The sequence below is a fragment of the Microbacterium sp. ZW T5_45 genome, from assembly GCF_044987415.1.
GTDB lineage: Bacteria > Actinomycetota > Actinomycetes > Actinomycetales > Microbacteriaceae > Microbacterium.
On the sequence record NZ_JBJDRJ010000014.1, the window covers coordinates 1 to 17,328 of the forward strand.

At 69.5% G+C, this 17,328-nt stretch carries 14 protein-coding genes; 3 read left to right on the top strand and 11 right to left on the bottom strand.

Features of this window, described 5'->3' with window-relative positions; genetic code table 11:
- Positions 1-1,152 (top strand): DUF222 domain-containing protein (locus tag ACI3KS_RS09300; protein ID WP_404917505.1); only part of this gene is annotated, 1,152 nt, incomplete at its 5' end.
- 712 nt (positions 1,153-1,864) lie between these two features.
- Complete coding sequence (locus ACI3KS_RS09305) at positions 1,865-2,707, top strand: NAD-dependent epimerase/dehydratase family protein (protein WP_404917507.1); 843 nt, start codon at positions 1,865-1,867, stop codon at positions 2,705-2,707.
- Between the two features lie 256 nt (positions 2,708-2,963).
- Here the strand turns inward: ACI3KS_RS09305 and ACI3KS_RS09310 are convergent, their stop codons facing one another.
- Complete coding sequence (locus ACI3KS_RS09310; protein ID WP_404917509.1) at positions 2,964-4,664, bottom strand: hypothetical protein; 1,701 nt, start codon at positions 4,662-4,664, stop codon at positions 2,964-2,966.
- 72 nt (positions 4,665-4,736) lie between these two features.
- Here ACI3KS_RS09310 and ACI3KS_RS09315 point away from each other — a divergent pair, with 72 nt between their 5' ends.
- Entirely contained in the window at positions 4,737-5,981 is a 1,245-nt protein-coding gene (locus ACI3KS_RS09315; RefSeq protein WP_404917511.1) for a D-arabinono-1,4-lactone oxidase, read from the top strand.
- 106 nt (positions 5,982-6,087) lie between these two features.
- Here the strand turns inward: ACI3KS_RS09315 and ACI3KS_RS09320 are convergent, their stop codons facing one another.
- The 10 genes from ACI3KS_RS09320 to ACI3KS_RS09365 form a co-directional block, all read right to left on the bottom strand.
- Positions 6,088-7,203, bottom strand: coding sequence for a LacI family DNA-binding transcriptional regulator (locus ACI3KS_RS09320; protein ID WP_404917513.1), 1,116 nt, complete (start codon positions 7,201-7,203; stop codon positions 6,088-6,090).
- Positions 7,204-7,342: 139 nt separating this feature from the next.
- Positions 7,343-8,098 carry an SDR family NAD(P)-dependent oxidoreductase gene (locus ACI3KS_RS09325; protein WP_404917515.1) on the bottom strand — a complete coding sequence of 252 codons (756 nt, stop codon included), beginning with the start codon at positions 8,096-8,098 and terminating at the stop codon, positions 7,343-7,345.
- A gap of 2 nt (positions 8,099-8,100) precedes the next feature.
- On the bottom strand, positions 8,101-8,949 hold the full coding sequence (locus tag ACI3KS_RS09330) for a phosphogluconate dehydrogenase C-terminal domain-containing protein (protein WP_404917517.1): 849 nt from the start codon (positions 8,947-8,949) through the stop codon (positions 8,101-8,103).
- Entirely contained in the window at positions 8,946-9,740 is a 795-nt protein-coding gene (locus ACI3KS_RS09335) for a sugar phosphate isomerase/epimerase family protein (RefSeq protein ID WP_404917519.1), read from the bottom strand. The genes ACI3KS_RS09330 and ACI3KS_RS09335 overlap by 4 nt, the downstream gene beginning before the upstream one ends.
- Positions 9,737-10,513 carry a triose-phosphate isomerase family protein gene (locus ACI3KS_RS09340; RefSeq protein WP_404917521.1) on the bottom strand — a complete coding sequence of 259 codons (777 nt, stop codon included), beginning with the start codon at positions 10,511-10,513 and terminating at the stop codon, positions 9,737-9,739. Before ACI3KS_RS09340 ends, ACI3KS_RS09335 begins: the two co-directional genes overlap by 4 nt.
- On the bottom strand, positions 10,513-10,983 hold the full coding sequence (locus ACI3KS_RS09345; RefSeq protein WP_404917523.1) for a ribose-5-phosphate isomerase: 471 nt from the start codon (positions 10,981-10,983) through the stop codon (positions 10,513-10,515). The genes ACI3KS_RS09340 and ACI3KS_RS09345 overlap by 1 nt, the downstream gene beginning before the upstream one ends.
- Positions 10,980-12,722 carry a dihydroxyacetone kinase family protein gene (locus ACI3KS_RS09350; protein ID WP_404917525.1) on the bottom strand — a complete coding sequence of 581 codons (1,743 nt, stop codon included), beginning with the start codon at positions 12,720-12,722 and terminating at the stop codon, positions 10,980-10,982. The genes ACI3KS_RS09345 and ACI3KS_RS09350 overlap by 4 nt, the downstream gene beginning before the upstream one ends.
- The gene (locus ACI3KS_RS09355; RefSeq protein WP_404917527.1) at positions 12,719-14,077 is read right to left on the bottom strand and encodes an MFS transporter; all 1,359 of its coding nucleotides are present in this window, start codon (positions 14,075-14,077) and stop codon (positions 12,719-12,721) included. The genes ACI3KS_RS09350 and ACI3KS_RS09355 overlap by 4 nt, the downstream gene beginning before the upstream one ends.
- A 193-nt stretch (positions 14,078-14,270) precedes the next feature.
- A complete protein-coding gene (locus ACI3KS_RS09360; RefSeq protein WP_404917529.1) occupies positions 14,271-15,890 on the bottom strand; it encodes a hypothetical protein in 1,620 nt (539 codons plus the stop codon).
- A gap of 60 nt (positions 15,891-15,950) precedes the next feature.
- Positions 15,951-17,285, bottom strand: coding sequence for an ABC transporter substrate-binding protein (locus tag ACI3KS_RS09365; RefSeq protein WP_404917531.1), 1,335 nt, complete (start codon positions 17,283-17,285; stop codon positions 15,951-15,953).
- Between the last annotated feature and the right edge of the window lie 43 nt (positions 17,286-17,328).

The following is a 17,328-nucleotide window of genomic DNA, read 5'->3' on the forward strand; positions in this document are numbered from 1 at the left end:
GGGGATACGGACGTGGATGCTGACGGCGAGACCGGTGGCGACGGTGGTGCGGGTGCCGAAAGGGACGGCAGCGATCGAGACGGCGCTGATGCGGCGTCGGCGGCGTCGGATGGCGCGGGGCGGGGTGGGCGGCAGGGTCCGCCGGCGACGCCGGGGGAGTTGCGCAACGCTGCCCAGTATCTCGCGGCGGTGTTGGATCCGGATGGGGCGGAGCCGAAGGACAGGGATGCGTCGTCGCGGCGGTTCGTGAGGATCGGGGCGGCGAAGAACGGGCTGCACTCGATCACGGGGAACCTGTTGCCGGAGGTCGCCGCACAGTTGCAGTTGATCTTCGACGCGTACAACAACCCGAAAGTCGGCGGCGCACCCGTACCCGGCGGTGTGCACTTCGCGCCCTCCGACGGCGGATACACCGACGGTGAAACCGCGATCGGGAACGCCGGACGTGAGGATGCCCCGTGCGACGGGGCCGCCTGCAACGGAGCCGGCTGCGACGGGTGCAGTTCGTGCGCCGGTCCGATGCCGGACGCAGCCCGCCTGGATAACCGTGATGCGGGGATGAAGCGACATGACGCTCTCGCTGCCGCGCTGGGAATCGCCGCACGGCATGAGGACACCCCGTCTCTGGGTGGGGCGTCGCCGACGCTCGTGGTGCACGTGAACGTGTCCGATCTCGCGGCCGGGACGGGGTGGGCGCGGATCCCGGGTGCTCCGGGAACGGACAACGGGTCCCTCGCCCATGTGCCGGTCTCTGTTGCGACGCACACGGCATGCACGGGGGCGATTCAGCGGGTGTTGATGGATGAGGGTCGGATCGTGGGGATCAGTGTCACCGACCGGATCTTCACGGTCCATCAGAGGCGGGCGATCATCCTGCGGGATAAGGAGTGTCTGATCCCGGGGTGTCATGTGCCGGCGTCGTGGTGCGAGATCCACCATGTGACCGAGCATGCTCGGGGTGGGCCGACGCATACGGACAACGGGGTCCCGTTGTGCTGGTGGCACCACCGGTCGTTGGACACGTCCGGGTGGGAGATCCGCATGAACCATGGGGTGCCCGAGATCCGGGGTCCGGGCTGGTGGGACCCCGCCCGCAGGTGGCGCACCCCACGACCCATCCTCCAACCTGTTCACGCCGCCGGGACCGGCTGACCACGCGGGGAAGCGGACCACCACGCCCGGACCAACTCGCCACGACGCGCGGGTCGGCTGACCACGGCGCGGGCCGGCGGGCTACGGTGCGGGCCGGCTGACCACCGCCCGGACCGGTTGACCACGACGCGGAACCATCTTCCACCGTCCGCGCCGGCTGTAAACACTGTCGTGCTTTCGAAGTCCTGTAACCAGCCCTCGTCCTGTGCTGGTGGTCGCCCGTGCCGGCCGTGCCGGCCGTGCCGGCCGACAGGCGTACGCGTGAGCACGTGACTTCAGCGGGAATCGGGACGAGACCGTCGTCGATCCTGAGATTCTTTGGGCCTGTCTCTGCGGCTTGAGCGCGCCATCGTGGTCACCGCTGTCGTCTGCTTGGCCCGCGGAGACTGCATCAGTGGGAAGCGCCTCTCGTGTGCGTGTACGGGTGCGAGTGCGGTGCTGATGCGGGGATCTGGGCTGGGGCCGCGCTTTCTCTCGTCCACGACCTTCCTTGGGTTGCCCGCGCCACCTTGGTTGCAGACGTCGCTGCCGCGCTTCCCCGCGCTTCTGCACGTCGCCAGCGCTGCTGCCGCCGGACTGGCTGAACCTGATCAGATCTGGCCAGCTACTCTGCCGCATCCGGCTGTGCCACATGGAAGACTGGAGTCGGGCGGCGAGTGACACGTTTCAATGAGGATCAGCCGCTGACGAGGAAGACGACGAAGGAGTCCTGATGATCATCGGCGTGACCGGCAGCGAGGGGAAGCTCGGAAGGGCGACCGTGACCCGGCTGCGCGAAGAAGGCCATGAGGTCATCGGGTTCGATCTCGCTGGGCCCGCGGGTCCTGGCTTCACCCGGGTCGATCTCGCCGACTACGGGCAGGTCCTCGATGCGCTCCTCGGCGTCACCGCACGACACCGAGGACTCGACGCTCTCGTCCATCTCGCCGCGATCCCGGTCAACGGTCTCGTCCCCGACGTCACGACCTTCGAGAACAACGTCCTCGCGTCATTCCACGTGCTCCTCGCTGCCCACCGCGCCGGCATCCGCACCGTGGTGACGGCATCCAGCATCACGGCCACTGGGTTCCCGTACGAGGTGCCGCCGCCCTTTCTCCCGCTCGACGAGTCCCACGCGCAGGCCTTCAATACGTACGCCCTCGGCAAGATCGTCGAGGAGGCGATGGCCGCGCAGCTCGTGAACTGGGCCGACGGCACGTCGATCACAGCCCTGCGCTTCACCAACGTCGTGGCTGAGGGCGAGTACGCCACCTTCGAGCGGGCGGCGGAACCCGGATATCGGCGCGACCTGCTGGGATCCTGGATCGACGCGCGCGACGGCGCTCAGGCGGTCTCGCTCGCGATCAGGCACGCCCGGCCGGGCTTCGAGATCTACCACGTCGCGCATCCGCAGTCCGGCGTCGCCTCGCCATCGCGGGATGCTGCAGCACGGTGGTTCCCTGGCACTCCCGTCGCTGACGATCTGGGCGAATTCGAGTCGCTCTTCTCCGTGCGCAAGATCCAGGAGCGCCTCGGCTTCGCACCAGAGTTCGACTGGCGTCAGCCGTCCGCCTGACAGCGCTCACACCCCGCACACGCGGGGGCGGAGTTCACCGTCTCGGGCGGAAGAATCTCTAGGATTTCTCCGCCCGAGCGTGTGTTCTCCTTCCCGCCGTGCGGGTGCTGCGTGGATCGAGGAGCGGGGGTGCGCGCACGCTGGGGCAGAGTTCGCCGTCTTGGGCGGAAGAATCTCTAGGATTTCTCCGCCCCAGCGTGTGTTCTCCTCCCCACCGCACGGGACGCCGCGAATCTCCAACGGCCGAGACCGCTCGTCAGACCCGCACGAGCTGCCACGCCCCGGCATCCACCCGGACGATCACGTCCTCGCGGCCCGGAACCGCCACCGTGATCCGTCGAGCCTCCCGTCCGACGTTCGCGACCAGCAGGGCATCGCCCGACTCGGCCCTCGACCCCACGGCCCAGACCAGGCCGTCCGGGCTCTCACCCGTCAGCAGCGTCCCGCCGCCGAGCGACACGAGCGCCTGAACGGCCTCAGCCGCCGGCGTCCCCTCGACCCCGCGCGGACCGACCGTCTCGAACCATGACAGCGTCTCGACGCCGGGAACGGCAAGCGCCGCGGCGCTCGCGACGACCCACGCCGCGAGCTCGGGAGCTGACTGCCGCGCATCGACGGCGCCGGTGAACTCTGCTCCATATCCTTCGGAGAGGTCGCTGCGCGTCGGCGCGGCCTCGGGGCTCGTCGCCACGTTGTTGAACCGGGGTCGCAGCGACACCGGACCGATGTGCACCGGTAACCCGTCCGCGATGACCACGCTCTGCAGCGCGATCAGGCGCTGCATCGGCAGCGCCTCGACCAACTGCTCGGTGTCGAGCGTGTGGAACAGCGGCGTCGTGTTCACCGCGATGCCCGCGACATCCCGTGCGATCCGCGCCTGCTCGCGATTGAGCTCCGTGAAGTGCGACCGCGCCCCGGCCAGCACGGGGGCGTCGACGCCCGCCGCAGACAGCGCCGCGCGCGCAGCCGCAACCGTCGCCTCCTCGCTCACGTGCGACACGGAATCGAACGGCGTGACACGAACGACATCGAGCCCGCGAAGTGCGGATGCCACCGCATCGAGAGCATCCGGCGCTCCGTCAGTCACGATCCGCACGTCCAGCGGCACGCCGTCCGCCGCCGCCCGCGCGAGCGCAGCCGGCCAAGGGGGAGTCGTGAGGTTCAGCTCGACGACACGGAGCGCTCCGATGTCCGACTCATCGACGGGAGATGCGGCCGTCGACGCCTCCACGCCGACGGCCGGGAACATCCCTGCCTCGACCAGCGCGATCATGGCATCCGAATCCCTGACCTCCGATGCGTCACCGCGCGGCGGACGCACCGTGATCGACTGCGCGATGCGCTCGCCGGCATCCAGCCGATACGGATACGGCAGCCCGAGCGGCCGGCTGTACGTCTTGAATGAGGCATCGGTCCAGTTGCGCTGGTCCTCCATCTCGAACACGTCGCCCTCGAAGCGCAGCGTCGCTCCGTCGTCGATGCGCAGTTCGCGGATCTCGAAGATCGGCTGATGCGGGCTGATCGCGGTGGGGAACGCGGTGCGCTCGACGCTGCCGTCCGGATGCTCGACGGCTGCTGCGGTCCCCGCCTCGGCCGCCGGATGCAGAGCCACGAGCCCGACCCGGCAGGTGTGGAAGTCCGGGCCGTTCACGGCCTCCCACGAGATGACGAGCTGCTCGTCATCCGCCGCCACCGTGAGGCGAGAGGTGATCAGAGCGCCCAGACCCTCGTGCCGAAGCTCGAGGGCCAGGGAATCGTCGGTCGACGTCACCGACGAGACGGCCACGGGAACCGTGAGCCATCCGTGATCGCGCACCGCCGCCCGCACCGCGCGCAGCAGCATCCGTCCGCCGTACGAGATCTCCGCCAACTCGTCGCCGCGGAGCTCAATGCTCCACCCGCCAGAGCGCCACTGCTGCGCGTCCGTGCGCCACCAGGAATCCGTCGTCGATGCCATCCATCCAGCGTAACCGGTTGACCAATTCGACCGATAGTGTCATCCGAGATACACCGAGCGGAAAGGGCCGCGATGACAGGCAACTGGGCAGGCACATACCAGTATCGAGCACCCCGGCACATCGCCGTGTCGACGGAGGAGGAGCTCCGCGAAGCGCTCAGCGGCGACGGTCCCGTGCACGCGCTCGGCACCCGGCATTCCTTCACGGACCTTCCCGACACCACCGGCACGCTCATCGAGATGAGCGGCTTCGACCGCCCGGCCGTCATCGACGCCGAATCGCGGACCGTGCGCGTCACTGCGGGCACCCGGTACGGCGTGCTCGCGAAGCAGCTGCACGACGCCGGTTGGGCGCTGCACAACACCGGTTCCCTCCCGCACATCAGCGTCGGCGGGGCCACATCGACCGGCACGCACGGCTCGGGAGACCGCAACGGCGTCCTCACGAGCGCGGTGGCCGCGATCCGGTTCCTCGACGCGAACGGCGAGGTGCACGAGGTGCGGCGCGGCGAGCCCGACTTCGCGGCGCTCGCCGTCGGCGTCGGCGCCTTCGGCATCCTCACCGAGCTCACCCTCGACATCCAGCCGACGTACGACGTCCGCCAGGACATCTACGAGGGCGTCACCTGGGACGACCTCCTCGACGACATCGACGCGGTGACCACAGCGGGCGACAGCGTCTCGGTGTTCACCCGCTGGGCCGATGACCTCGGCTTCGTCTGGGTCAAGCGCCGCAGCACCACCCCCGAGTCGGTCATTCCCACCGAACTGCTCGGCGGGCGACTCTCCGAGACCGGCGTTTCGCCCCTCGGCATGGGCGACAACGTCACCGAGATCGGCACCGCGGGCCCCTGGTACCAGCGCTGGCCGCACTTCCGGGCGGATGCCGAGCCCTCGCGCGGCGACGAGATCCAGTCGGAGTACTTCGTCGACCGCAAGGATGCCGCTGCCGCGCTGCGCGCCGTCCGCGCGGTGTCCCCGGCCTTCGCCGAGCACGTGATCTGGACCGAGCTGCGCACGGCCGCCGCCGACGACCTCTGGCTCAGCGGTGCCTACGAGCGCGATGCGTTCATCATCCACTTCACCTGGGAGAACCGCCCGGACGCGGTGACCGAGGCGCTGAAGCTCATCGAGCCGGCACTCGCACCGTTCCGCGCCCGCCCGCACTGGGGCAAGTGGCACCTCCTCGAGCGCGCCGACATCGAACGCGTCTCGCCACGGCTGGCCGAAGCGCGCGCCGTGTTCGAGCGGCTCGACCCCGAGGGGCGCTTCGTGAACGAGCACCTGGTGCGGGTGGGACTGCGCGAGGCGCGCTGAGCCTCGCCGCCGCCCCCTCCCAGCGCCCGCGCCCCCTCTGATTCACGCACGCTGACCGTCGCCGACGCCCCCGCTCGTCGCCCGCGCCCCTGCTGAATCACGTGAATCAGAGGGGGCGCGGATGCTCAGCAGGGGCGTCGGCGTGCCAACCGGCGTCGCCGCGTCGCCGCGTCGCGGCGACACCCATCGTGCTCTCGCCCGCACGGATGCCGATCGGCAGCACGACGCGTTCGTGAACGTGGTCCGGCTCTCCCTCGGCGGCCAGCAGACGCACGCCCTCGGCTCCCATCGCGAACCCGGGCAGCTCGATCGAGGTGAGAGTCATCCAGTCGGCACCGCCGTCGCGGTGGTCGCCGTCCATGCCGACCACGGCGACGTCGTCGGGCACCCGCAGATCGCCGTGCTCGCGCAGCTGCTGCAGGCAGCCGAGCGCGACCTTGTCGTTCACCGCGAGGATCGCGGTGCGCTCGCCGCGCAGCCAGGGGGCCAGGGCCGCCGTGCTCGCGTGACCATCCGCCGACAGCAGACCCGTGGTCTCGACCTCGATGAGCGTGATCCCGAGCCGCGCCGCGGCCTCCCGCGCGCCCCGGCGACGCTCGACGACGGGCTGCACGATGTCGGGGATCGACAGGAACACCGCCCGACGGATGCCGAGGCCGGCGATGTGTTCGACCGCTGCCCTGCCCACCTGCTCGTTGTCCATGAGAACCGTGCACCAGTCGGCATCCGGCACGTCGTAGTTCACCACCACGATCGGGCGCACATGGTTGCGGATGCGGGCGATGCCCGCGGCGGGGTCGCGCATGGAGGCGACCATCACGCCGCCGGTGCGCGCCTCCGCGAAGTGCTCGAGGAACTCGTCCTGCATGTCGAGCTGCGCGGTCCCCGCCGCGAGCTCGTGCGCGTTGAACAGGCTGTTCGCCATCATCAGATACCGACCGTTCGCCGCCGCGGTGAGCTGCGCACCGCGCGCGATCTCGACGAACAGGACGTTCACGAGATCGGGCGTGATCAGGCCGAGGGCGTCCGAGCGGTTGCGGATCAGCGTGCGCCCTGCCGAGCTGCGGATATAGCCGAGACGGTCGATCGCCTCCTGCACGCGCTGCAGGGTCTCGGGAGCGAGGCGATCGGGGGAGTTGATCGCGTTCGACACCGTCCCCACCGACACGCCCGCTTCGCGCGCCACCGCGTTGATGGTGGGATTCGGCCGATAGCCCGTCATCGGACCCTCTCTCGCTCTGCGGTTTCACGCAATCGTACGGCGAGCGCGGGATGCCGGCGGTCTCGGCGCACCGGACACGAACCGCGCCCCTGTCGTTCCAGGGCGAACGGCAGGGGCGCGGTGGTGCGTGCAGCGAGGCTCAGAGGCTGGTCATGCCTCCGTCGACCTGGAAGGTCGCGCCGGTCGCGAACGACCCGTCGTCGCTGGCGAGGTACACCATGATGCCGGCGACATCGTCGGGTGTGCCGGCACGGCCGATCGGGATGCGGCCGACGATCGCCGCCCGCGACTCGGGGTCCTCGCTGATCGCGGCGACCAGGGGGGTCTCGGTGTACGCGGGTTGCACCGTGTTCACGCGGATGCCGCGGTCGGCATACGCCGCGGCCACGGTGCGACCGAGACCGTGCATGCCGGCCTTGCTCGCACTGTAGGCGGTGAAGTCCTTGCCCTCGCCGTTCACGGCCGTCGGGCTGCCGGTGAGGATGATGGATCCGCCACCCGTCTTCAGCATCGACCGCACCGCGTACTTGAGGGTCAGGAACGAGCCGGTGAGGTTGATGTCCACCGTCCGCCGCCAGACCTCGAGGTCGAGGTCGGCGATCTGCGCGTCCTGGCCGAAAAGCTGCACGCCGGCGTTCGCAACGACCACGTCGGGCGCCCAGCCGTCGGCCTCGATCTCGGCGAAGCCTGCGGCGACGGCATCCTCGTCGGAGATGTCCATGGTCACCGCACGTGCCTGCGCACCGATGGCGGCCGCCGCAGCTGCCGCACCCTCACCGTTGCGGTCCGCCAGCACGACCCGTGCACCCTCACGGGCGAAGCGGGTCGCGACGGCGAGACCGATGCCGAGAGCCGCGCCCGTGACGAGCGCGGTCTTGCCTTCGAGCTGTCCCACGGTCAGCGCTCGATGTGGTCGAGGTGCAGCATGCGGGCGAGGTTCTTGTCGAGCTCGTCGTCCTGGAAGATCTTCTTCCAGTCGTCCTTGATGATGCTTTCGCGACCGTAGTCCATCGCGATGAGGCAGGCGTCAGAGAACGGGTTGTCGCCGCGCAGACCGTTGGCGAGAGCGACCTGCGTGTGCCCGTACAGGATGCTGCGCGCAGCGGCCTCGGGAACCCCCATGGTGTTCACCGTCTCCTGCAGAGCCTCGTTGAGCAGGTCGCCGATCATGCAGGCGACGGTCTCGACGAGGGTCGGCTCGAGCTGCGCGAGCTGCTTGATGGTGACCCAGTGCACGTCGATGACCGGCGCGTAGATCGCACGGACGGTCTCCTCGACGATCGCCTTCTTGGCGGGGTCGTCGCTCTCGATCGCGGCGATCGCGTCCTGCGGGGCGGCGATGCCGCCGAACGTGTCGGCCCACTGCTCGGGCGTCTCGCGCTGCAGGAAGATCGACGGGTGGCACGGGTGCGCGACTGCCTGGATGATGTCCTCGCGCGTGGTCAGCAGGCCCGCGTAGGCGGCAGCCGGGTCGAGCGTCAGCACGATGGTGCCGGGCTTGAGCTGCGGCACCAGGTCGGCGGTCACCGGGCCGAGGGCCAGGTCGGGCACGGCGAGCACGACGATGTCGGCGTCGGCGACGGCGACCGAGGCCTCGGTCAGCTCGCGACCGGCGGCGAGCGTGCGCTCCTGTCCGGCCGGCGAGTTCTCGACGTACCAGACGGTGTGGTCGGTCTTCACGAGGTTGTTGGACACGCGGGTGCCCATCTTGCCTCCGGCGCCGATGACAGCGATCTTGTGGCTCATTGCGTACTCCTCAGGTATTCCAGGGTGGTGCGGGTCCATTCCCGCTCGGTTCGGATGGTGGTCTGTGCGTCTCCCTGCCAGGGGAGCCAGTGCTCGACGATCTCGTTGATGCCGCGCTCGCGCGGGCTGACGGTCTCGAGGAGGTGCGGGTAGTCGTGCAGGCCGGTGCCCATGGCGGTGCCGGAGTAGGTGAAGCCCACCCAGCCGTCCTGCCGCGCGAACGCGAAGTCCTTCACGTGCACGTTCGCGACCAGCGGCGCGGTCTGCTCGACGCACGTGCGCGGCTGCTCGAGCCGTGCGACGATGTTCGCCGGGTCGAGGCAGATGCCGATCCGGTCGCTGCCGACGCGCTCGACGAGACCCACGAGATCGGGCGTCGCCACCTGCTCGTACGTTTCGAGCGCGAGCGTCACACCCGCCTTCTCGAACGAGCGGATGCTGCTGCGCAGCCAGGTCTCCGCCTCGTCGAGCGAAGGACGTGAATCGGGGCCGTAGACCATGCTCCGCACGAGCTGTGCGTCGAACACCTCGGCGAGACCGAGGAACCGGCTCAGGTGCTCGGGGACGATGCCCTTGGTGCCGAGCTCGACCGTGAGGCCGAGGTCGCGGGCGGCCGATGCCGCATTGCGGAGCTCGGCATCGCTCATCGTGTCGAGCGGCGCGTAGTCGCAGATCTGGAACAGCTCGACGCCCTGCTCGCGGGTGTCCTCGAACGCGCCGATCAGGCTCAGCGGCTCGGGAACCCGATCAGAGTGCTGCCAGAAGTAGGCGTAGGTGCCGAAGCCGATCATCCGGTCGCTCCCTCCCGACGAGCGGCGAGCTCCGCCGCCTCATCGAGCACGGTCACCAGAGCGGCGGGATCATGCGCGAAGCGGCCGAGGAACACGCCGTCCACGGCGTCGCCGAGTGCGGTGAGCAGACCGGGGCCCGCTGCGCCGCCGTAGATGACGGCGGAGCCCTCGCGGTCGGCATCCGCCTCCACAGCCGCGCGCAGCGCCGCAGCGACCACGCGGATGTGATCGTGCCCGGCGGGTTCCGGGGCGCCGATCGCCCAGACGGGCTCGTAGGCGACGATGACCGGGCCTGCGTCCGCACCGTCGAGCGCCGAGCGCAGCTGCGCCACGGCGACCTCGGCCGCGGCATCCGGATCCTGCTTCTCGACCTCGCCGATGCAGAGCAGCGGAGTGAGGCCGGCGCGGAGAGCGGCGCGGGTCTTGGCGGCTGTGACCTCCTCGGTCTCGCCGAACAGGCGACGACGCTCGGCATGACCGATCTCGGCGATCGAGGCGCCGACCTCGGCGAGCTCCGCGGCCGAGACCTCACCCGTGAATGCGCCGGAGTCCTCGGAGGAGACGTCCTGGCCGCCGATGCGCACCGGGGTGCCCTCGAACGCGGCCACCGCGGGCAGCACCTGCAGGTACGTCGGCGTGATGAACAGCTCGACGGCTCCCGAGCTCACGGCCTCGTGCGCGCGCACGCGTGCCGCGACCTCGTCGAACCAGGCGCGAGCCCGCTCGTGCCCGAAGTACATCTTCAGGCTCACGCCGACGGTGACCTTCGCCATCAGCAGGTTCCGGTGGTCTCGTACTCGTCGATGACGGCGACCTTCTCGGCGCTGGCGCTGGTCTCGTCGAACCGGTAGGTGAGCCACTCGCGGACGAGGCGGCGGGCGAGCTCGATGCCGATGACGCGCTGGCCCATGGTGAGCACTTGTGCGTTGTTCGAGAGCACGGCGCGCTCGACGGAGAAGGAGTCGTGGGCGGTGACGGCGCGGATGCCGGCGACCTTGTTCGCCGCGATCGCGACGCCGAGTCCGGTGCCGCAGAACAGCAGGGCCCGGTCGGCTTCGCCCTTGGCGACGAGTTCGGCGGCGGCGATCGCGACGCGGGGGTAGGCGGTATGTCCATCCGCGTCGACGCCGACATCGACGAGGGAGGCGACGCCGTCGTTGTTCTGGAGATCCTTCTTGACGATCTCCTTGTAGTCGAAACCGGCGTCATCGCTGCCGATGACGATGCGGAGCTGGTCGGTCATGAGTGTGTTCCCTTTCCGTTCGAATGCTCGGCGAGCATAGCGCCGAGAGCAGTGGTGATCAGTGCGAACGAGACCGCACCGGGGTCGGGGGTGCCCACGGCGTGCTCGCCGTGGGTGCGGGCGCGGCCCATCTTCGGCAGCAGATCCGCCGAGGCCTCGGCGGCACGCGTCGCGGCCTCGGCGGCGGTGGCCCAGGCCGGAGCGAGCTCGGCACCGCCGTCGACAGCCGCGCTGAGCGTGGTGGTGAACGGCACGAGGGCGTCGACCATGGTCTTGTCGCCGACCTCGGCCTTGCCGTAGGTCTGCACGCCGCGCACGCCGTCGGCCACGCCCGCGGCCACGGCGACGGCATCCGGACGTCCGCTGTCTCCGAGGTGGGCGGCGACGGCGTTGAGGATGACGCCCCAGAGGGCACCAGACGTGCCTCCGGCCTTGTCCGCCCAGGCATCCGCTGCGCGCGTGAGCGCCGTCTGCGCCCCGGCACCGGCCTCGACCGCGATCACGACGGCGTCGAGCGCGGCATGCGAGCCGCGCTGCATGCCGATGCCGTGGTCGCCGTCGCCGGCGATCGCGTCTATGCGTCCGAGCTCGTCGACGTTCTCGTCGATCGTGTCGACGATCAGACGGATGGCGGCGCCGACGGTCTGCGCGACGGTCTGCGAGACCGGGTCGCCCTGGGCGATCGTGTCCTCGGCATCAGCGCGATCCGAGACCTCTGCCTGGGCGGCGGCGACGACCGATCCGCGGCGGTAGGCGGGGGCGTCGACGGGGGTGTTCCAGAGGGTCTCGAGTTCCTCGTCGAGCCAGAACAGGGTCAGCGAAGTGCCTGCCATGTCGAAACTCGTGCAGTACTCGCCCACGTGCGGGTCGACGATCACCAGGCCCGCGGCTTCGAGCAGCTGTGCGATGCGCCGGTACACGACGAACAGCTCCTCGTACTTCAACGATCCGAGCCCGTTCAGTACCGGCACGACCCGGGCGCCCTGGGCCTCGACGCCGTCGGGGATCTCGGCGAGGAGCCTCGAGACGAGGAGCTCGGCGAGTTCGTCTGCGGTGGGGATGTCGGTCTCGTCGACGCCCTGCTCGCCGTGGATGCCGAGTCCGATCGCCATGCGCCCCTCGGGGACGGTGAACAGCGGGGCGGGAGCGCCGGGGAGCGTGCAGCCGGTGAAAGCGACACCGAACGACCGGGTGCGCTCGTTCGCCCTGGCCGCGACTGTGGTCACGGCGTCGAGGTCGTATCCGGCCTCCGCCGCGGCGGCGGCGGTGCGGAACACGGTGAGGTCGCCGGCGATGCCGCGGCGCTTGTGCTTCTCGTCGAGGGGGGCCGAGGCGATGTCGTCGGTCACGGCGACCGTCTGCGTGGGGATGCCCTCGGCACGCAGACGCTCCTGGGCGCTGTCGAAGTTCAGCACGTCACCGGCGTAGTTGCCGTAGGAGAGGAACACCCCGCCGCCGCGGTGCGCGGTCTTCGCGACCGCGTGCACCTGCTGCGTCGAGGGAGAGGCGAACAGGTTGCCCATCGCCGCGCCGTGCGCGAAGCCCTGGCCGACGAGCCCGCCGAACGCGGGGTAGTGGCCGGAACCGCCGCCCACGATCACGACGACCTGCCCCTCGGGCACGACCGTCGAGCGCACCACGCCGCCCGGTACGCGGCGCACCGACCGCGAGTTCGCGGCGACGAAGCCGTCGATCATCTCGTCGGCGAAGTCGGCCGGGTCGTTCCACAGACGCGTCATGCTGCGACCTCCGAGGTCTCCGCCTTCGCGCGGTTCTGGCGGGAGAGGACGATCATGAGGACGGCCGAGAGCAGCATGAAGCCGCCGACGATGAACATCGGGATCTCGTAGCCGCCGGTCCAGTCGTGCACGGCACCGGTGATGTAGGGGGCGCTGAACCCGGCGAGGTTGCCGAGCGTGTTGATCAGCGCGACACCCGCTGCGGCGGCGACACCGGTGAGGAACTGGGTCGGCAGCGTCCAGAAGTTGGGCAGCGCGGCGAAGATCGCGCAGGCGGTGACGGTGATCACGGCGATGGTCGCGGCGGGGGAGCCGGCGAACAGGGCCAGCGGGATCGAGACGGCGCCGGCGATCGCGGGGACCGCGATGTGCCAGGTCTTGAGACCGCGCTTGCTCGCATCACGGGACCAGAAGTACATCACGATCGCGGCTGGGAGGTACGGGATCGCGGTGATCAGCCCCTTCTGGAGCACGTCGAAGGTGACGCCGTTCTCGCCCTGGAAGCCCTCGATGATCGTGGGGAGGAAGAACGCGAGAGCGTAGAGGCCGTAGATGAATCCGAAGTAGATGAGCGACAGCATCCAGACGCGGCCGCTGGAGAACGCGTGGCGGATCGAGACGTGCTTCTGGCCGGCCTCGGTCGTCTTGCGCTCGGCCTCGAGAGCGCCGGTCAGCCAGACCTGTTCCTCGGACGTGAGCCACTTCGCATCGGAGGGCTTGTCCTTGAGGTAGAACCAGGCGACGATGCCGATCACGATCGCGGGGATCGAGACTCCGAGGAACATCACGCGCCAGCCCTCGAGACCGAAGAGGCCGTGCTGCTGGAGGAGCGCACCGGCGAGCGGGGCGCCGATCACCGTGGTGAGCGGCTGCGCCAGGTAGAAGAGCATGAGCACGCGACCGCGGTACTGCGCGGGCACCCAGAGGCTGAGGAAGAGGATCGCGCCCGGGAAGAACCCGGCCTCGGCGACGCCGAGCAGGAAGCGCAGGATGACGAGCTGCTCGAAGTTCTGCACCCAGGTGAACAGCAGCGCGACGATGCCCCAGGTCACCATGATGCGGGCGAGCCAGCGGCGGGCTCCGAACTTGTGCAGGGCGAGGTTCGAGGGCACCTCGAGGATGATGTAGCCGATGAAGAACACGCCCGAGGCGAAGCCGAACTGAGCGGCGGACAGGGCGAGGTCGTCGTTCATCCCGTTGGGGGAGGCGAACCCGATGGCCGAACGGTCGAGGTAGTTGATGAAGAACATCAACGCCACGAACGGCACGAGGCGGATGGAGATCTTCCGGATCGCGGATTTCGCGATCGGATTCTCACTCTTGGTTGTCTGGTCCACTACGACTCCTGGGCTCATCGACGGTGATCGAGGTACGCGCACTAGTGTGTCAAACCGGTTGACCAATTGCAAGGCCGGTTCGTGCACTGCGACGTACGAACGTCGGTCGAGAACACGAACGTCGGTCGAGATCGCGGATTTCGGCGGACATTCGTCCTTCCGACCGTCGGATGCCGCTGGGCGCCGGCTCCGCGCTACGCCCGCCCGCCGATCAGGACGGGCCGACGACCTCGAACTCGAGCGCCTCCCCGTACTCGTCCGCTGCGGTGATGCGCAGTTCGTGCGTGCCGAAGCGCTGCGTCCACACCTCCGGCGAGCCGCTGTGCGTGGCGATCGCCTCCTGCGCATCCGGCTCCTGGATGTCGTCGTAGACGATCCAACGACCTGCGATGCTGCTCGACGACCTGCTCGGGTCGCACAGCCATGACGGGATCAGCACGGTGGCGCCGGCATCCGCTCTTCTCCGCAGGACGTCGAAGGTCGCGGAGGGCAAGCGGCTGCCCGCGACCACGATCAGCCCGGCGTCCGTGAGCGGCGACTCCGTCACGTGCTCGTCGAAGGCCAGCACCCCGTGCACGGGCTGGAACAGGCCGTGCACGGGGTGCTGCTGGGCGGCACCCGACCGGAGGGGGAAGAGCGCGCGATCGACGTCGTTCAGACGGTGCCGCGGGAAGTCGTATCCCGGCATGTGCATGTTGCTGCCGCCCGCTGGCAGGGTGCCGTGGCTGAGCGCGTGCCACGCGGCGAACACGCTGCGGGCGGTCTCGGGTGCCGCGGAGGCGCGGTTGCCGAACGGACGCTCGCCCCGACCGAAGTCGCTGTCGTCGGCGTGCACGAGCGCGATGTCGGCCCGCGCCTCACGATGGTTCCAGTGCAGCGGATGCTGCGGCACGAAGTCGCGGACGAACTCCTGCCAGACCTCGCCGTGCTCGGTGGGTTCGACACGCCCGCCGCCGGGGTGCCGCATCAGCACGTCGATGTTCTCCACGAACAGGCGGGTGGGGGCGAAGAAATAGGCGAGGCGCAGCGCGGAGGCGAACTCGTCGGGGGAGTGCCCGGGGAAGCCGGGAGCTCTGGTCGTCCACGGGCCCACGTCCGGCCCCCAGAGGTCGGCGCAGATCCACAGTTCCCGTCCGTACTGGAGCGCTGCGCCCAGCGCGGTGCCGAGCTGCAGCGACTGGAAGGACTCCTTCATGACCTTCGTGGTCGGCGTCATCCCGGCCCTGGCCAACGCGTGGAACAGCACAGGGAAGACATGCTCGGCGAGGACGGGGATCTCGGTGCCGACCGCCCGGTGCACGTCGTCGACGATCGAGCGCGCCGTGGCATCGATGATCGCGAGCGCGCCGTCGGCATCCGTTCCGTGCGTCTGTCCGAAGTGCGGAAGGTGCGCGTCCGCGCGGTACTGATCCGCATGGATCTGCAGATGCTCGGGCTCGTCGTAGAGCACGCCGATCAGTCGCCCCGCCTCGGATGTCGCCGCGATGAGCTCGGCGGGGATGTCCCAGCGGTTGGTCCCCTCGACATACGGCCCGTTGATGTTGCCGTACTCGTTGCCGAGCACCACATCGATGCCCGCCTCGGTGAGGTCGTGCAGCATCCGCGAATGATCGGACTCGGTCGGCAGCACGTGGTGCACATAGAATTCCGCGCCGAGATCGCGCAGGGTCGACGTGAACTGCGCCGGGGTGAGCGGCGGGTCCTGCGAGGGGATCGGGATGCCGGTGCCGGTGCGCATCACGGCATCGGAGGCATCGCCGGCCCAGGGGTCCGCGAGGGCGACGGCCGGGCCCTGGATGCCGAACGAGGGGTGTGGGGGTGAGGCGTTCATGAGTCTCCGGAAGGAAGGCGGAGCGGGGCCCGGCGAGTCCGCCGGGCCCCGCGGGGCGCGTCACTGGTCGACGACGACGCCCATCTCGGTGAAGAACTGCTCGACGGCTTCGTCGACCGTGATCGTGCCGAAGTTCAGCTCCTCGCCGAGCTCGCGGAACTTCTCGTGCAGCGATCCGTAGCCGACGATCGGCACGGGCGGTGCGTCGCCGAGCCGCTCGGCGATCGACGCCTCGTAGTCGGCGATGGTCTGGCTCAACTCGTCGAGGTCGGCGGCGTCGCGGGCGGTGGCGGATGCCGGCAGGCCGCGGTTCGTGCCGAAGATCTCGCCCGACTCGGGCGAGTTCACGAGGAAGTCGATCAGTGTCGCCGCGGCAGCGGGATGGTCGGAATTCGCGGCGATCGAGTACATCTGCGATGCCTTGAGGAACAGGTCCTTGCCGCCCTCCTCCGTCAGCGGCGGGGCGACCAGCTCGATCTCGTAGCCCTCGCCGAGGTTGCCGAGGAATCCGGCGCCCGTGTTGTCCCACGTGGCGTCACTGGCGGTGAGAGCGGCGTCGAAGGCGGTCAGCGGCTGCACTTCGGCGACCCGCTGCTGCGGTGCGACCTGCCCGTCGGCCCGCTGGTCGGCCACCGAGTTCCAGAACTCGGCCAGGCGCTCCTCGTCGAATCCGGGTGTGCCGTCCTCGTCGAACAGGTTCGCGCCCTCGGCGCGCAGCTGCAGTTCGAAGTTCTCGATGCGGGTCGTCGGGTCGACCCCGCCCCAGGCGTCGATCCCCTTCGCGGATGCCGCGTCGCTCACCTCGCCGATCCAGGTGTAGTAGTCGTCCCAGGTGCCGCCATCGAAGCCGTCGACGCCGATCTCGGCGAGCAGCGTGGTGTTGAGGAACATGCCCCAGGAGTTCGTCGACAGCGGGATCGCGGTCGTGGTGTCCTCGACCACGCCGGCTGAGAGCACCTGATCCTCGATCGCGTCGGTCTGGATGATCGAGCCGAGATATGGTTCGAGGTCGAGCAGCGACCCGCTCTCCGAGTACTGGCGCAGGTAGGCGAGGTCCATCGTGACGACGTCGGGGAGCCCTCCGCCCGAGGCTTCGATCTGCCGCTTCTCCCAGTAGTCGTTGGGCGAGAGGAAGAGCACCTTGACGTCGATGTTCGGATGCTGCTCCTCGAACGCGGCCACGGCCTCGTCGTAGAGCGCGGCGCGCACATCGTTGCCCCAGAACGTGAAGCTGATGGACACGTGCTCGTCGGGATCGAGGGTCGTCACCGCCTCTCCGGGGCCTGCGGAGGAGCATCCGGCCAGGGCGAAGGCGGCGACCAGTGCTGCTCCTGTCGCTCCGATCGCCGTGCGTCTGCGGGTCCCGGTCAGGGGAGCAAGGTGTCGGGGAGTCATCGTGATCGCCTCTCGTCGTCGAGTGTCGTCGCGTCTCCTCGAT

Coding starts and splice junctions, on each gene's coding strand:
- ACI3KS_RS09305 (WP_404917507.1), top strand. CDS start 1,865: ATGATCATCGGCGTGACCGGCAGCGAGGGGAAGCTCGGAAGGGCGACC.
- ACI3KS_RS09310 (WP_404917509.1), bottom strand. CDS start 4,664: ATGGCATCGACGACGGATTCCTGGTGGCGCACGGACGCGCAGCAGTGG.
- ACI3KS_RS09315 (WP_404917511.1), top strand. CDS start 4,737: ATGACAGGCAACTGGGCAGGCACATACCAGTATCGAGCACCCCGGCAC.
- ACI3KS_RS09320 (WP_404917513.1), bottom strand. CDS start 7,203: ATGACGGGCTATCGGCCGAATCCCACCATCAACGCGGTGGCGCGCGAA.
- ACI3KS_RS09330 (WP_404917517.1), bottom strand. CDS start 8,949: ATGAGCCACAAGATCGCTGTCATCGGCGCCGGAGGCAAGATGGGCACC.
- ACI3KS_RS09335 (WP_404917519.1), bottom strand. CDS start 9,740: ATGATCGGCTTCGGCACCTACGCCTACTTCTGGCAGCACTCTGATCGG.
- ACI3KS_RS09340 (WP_404917521.1), bottom strand. CDS start 10,513: ATGGCGAAGGTCACCGTCGGCGTGAGCCTGAAGATGTACTTCGGGCAC.
- ACI3KS_RS09345 (WP_404917523.1), bottom strand. CDS start 10,983: ATGACCGACCAGCTCCGCATCGTCATCGGCAGCGATGACGCCGGTTTC.
- ACI3KS_RS09350 (WP_404917525.1), bottom strand. CDS start 12,722: ATGACGCGTCTGTGGAACGACCCGGCCGACTTCGCCGACGAGATGATC.
- ACI3KS_RS09355 (WP_404917527.1), bottom strand. CDS start 14,077: ATGAGCCCAGGAGTCGTAGTGGACCAGACAACCAAGAGTGAGAATCCG.
- ACI3KS_RS09360 (WP_404917529.1), bottom strand. CDS start 15,890: ATGAACGCCTCACCCCCACACCCCTCGTTCGGCATCCAGGGCCCGGCC.
- ACI3KS_RS09365 (WP_404917531.1), bottom strand. CDS start 17,285: ATGACTCCCCGACACCTTGCTCCCCTGACCGGGACCCGCAGACGCACG.